Here is a 1,985-nt window from a genome sequence, read left to right as displayed (position 1 = left end):
ATGCCGGTCTCGCGCATGGCGGCGAAGAGGCGGTCCATCACGATGGATGGCTTGCCGGCCTCAAGCTCCCAGATGTACTTCTGCGTGGTGCCCAGCCGACGGGCGAGCTCACGCTGGCTCAGCCCGGCGAGCAGCCTGGCCTGCTGCAGGATGCGCCCCAGTGACTCGGCGCTCGTGACCTTCCCCGTGTACGCCATGACCCCGCCTGACTCCGATATCGCCGTCACGATAGACGACTACCTTATCGGAGTCAACTGCCACGACGGTGATATCGACCTGATCGGCCTGTGGCCACGTTGACCAAGAGGAATCGGCTCGCGACGGCCCAATAGCATGTGTGGACATCCAGTTTCCAGGAGAGCGTTGATGACCCGACTGAGCCAGTCCGTTGACCGCGCCACCGCCCTGCTGAACGGCGCGGACCTTGCGGCCGACGCCACCGTGCGCGAGCTGCTGACCGAGACCACGCGGCGCCGCGGCCTGGATCTGTCGGACCTGGCCCCGGCCGAGCAGGCCGCCCTGATCGCCGCCCGCTCGCAGGAGCTTCAGCCTTCCGCCGACGCGCTGGCTGAGCGGATCATCGCCGCCGACAGGAAGGGCCGTCGGTTCGTCGCCAAGTTCGGCATCGACCCGACCGGAGCCGAGGTGCACCTCGGGCACTCGGTGCCCATGCTCATCCTCAGCCGCTTCCAGCGCATGGGCCACCAGGTCGTGTTCATCGTCGGGGACATGACCGCCAAGATCGGCGACCCGTCAGGCCGCTCTGACGATCGCCCCGCCCTGACCGACGAGGACATCGTCCGCAACCTCGCCACCTACCGCCAGCAGGTCACTCCGTTCTTCGACTTCGACCGCGCCCAGTTCCGCCACAACGGCGACTGGCTGCGACAGATCACCCTGCCGGAGATTATCGAGATCATCTCGCAGATCCCGGTGTCGATGCCGCTACAGCGTGAGGACTTCCGCAAGCGCCTCGAGCTGGGACAGGGCCTGTCGCTGGCCGAGCTGATGTACTCGGTCGTGATGGCGCTGGACTCCGTGGAGACCAGCTGCGACCTCGAGGTCGGCGGCATCGACCAGTTCCTCAACATGCAGATGTGCCGCAAGGTCATGGACATCTGCGGTCAGACGCCCGAACTCGTGGTCGCCACCTCGCTCATCGAAGGCACGGACGGCACCGGGGCCAAGATGAGCAAGTCCAAAGGCAACTACGTGCCGCTGACCGCCCCAGCTGGCGAGATCTTCGGTAAGATCATGTCGGTACCCGACCGGCTCGTAGAGCCCTACTTCCAGGCGCTGTCGGAATGGCTGGACCCCGAACTCGCCATCACCAGCGAGCGGGTGGAGGCCGGGACGCTGCACCCGATGGACTTGAAGAAGATCCTCGCCGGGGAGGTCACCGCCGCCATCCACGGCGTCGACGCGGCGATGAAGGCTCGCGAGGAGTTTGCCGCCCGCTTCTCCAGGCGCACCTTCGGTGAGGTCGAAGACCTGCCCACGATCGCCGACCTCAGCCAGCCCGTGACCGAGGTCATCAAGGCCCTGGGCTTCGCCAGGAGCAACGGCGATGTCCGCCGCGTCGCCCAGCAGAACGGTCTGCGCCTCGTGGTCGAGTCGGAGGGGGGCCAGGAGCAGGTGACGCTGAGCGCCGACGAAACTCGCGAACCGCTGGCCACCCTGGTCAAGGACAAGTTCGACGGCCAGCTCGGCGACCTCTACCTCAAGGTCGGCCGCAAGCTCGCACGCGTCATCACCACCGCCTGATCCGATATCGCCGTCGTGATGGATGACTACCTTATCGGAGTCAGCTGCCATGACGGCGATATCGACGTCATATGGAGCGTCGCCAAAGCCGGCTACCGAGCCAGAACCACTCGAAACCCGTAGCCGTGGTGCCGGCCGGAGCGGTCATCATTCTGCCCGGTGCCGCTCTGCCGCGTCTCGGGTGTCTCAGGCCGCGGCAGAGGCAGAGGCAGAGGCAGAGG

General features: G+C 66.2%; 2 protein-coding genes. One reads left to right on the top strand and one right to left on the bottom strand.

Features of this window, described 5'->3' with window-relative positions; translation table 11 throughout:
• The coding region (locus NBW84_RS18365; protein ID WP_250285967.1) for a helix-turn-helix domain-containing protein at positions 1–197 on the bottom strand (197 nt) is incomplete at its 3' end.
• A gap of 169 nt (positions 198–366) precedes the next feature.
• On the opposite strand from NBW84_RS18365, the gene tyrS reads away from it, so the two are divergent.
• Positions 367–1,764, top strand: a complete 1,398-nt coding sequence (tyrS, locus tag NBW84_RS18360) for a tyrosine--tRNA ligase (protein ID WP_250285966.1) — start codon at positions 367–369, stop codon at positions 1,762–1,764.
• Positions 1,765–1,985 lie beyond the last annotated feature (221 nt).

Source organism: Protofrankia sp. CiP1_Cm_nod2, from assembly GCF_920664355.1.
Classification (GTDB): Bacteria; Actinomycetota; Actinomycetes; order Frankiales; family Frankiaceae; genus Protofrankia.
This window is presented reverse-complemented; position numbering and strand designations above follow the sequence as displayed.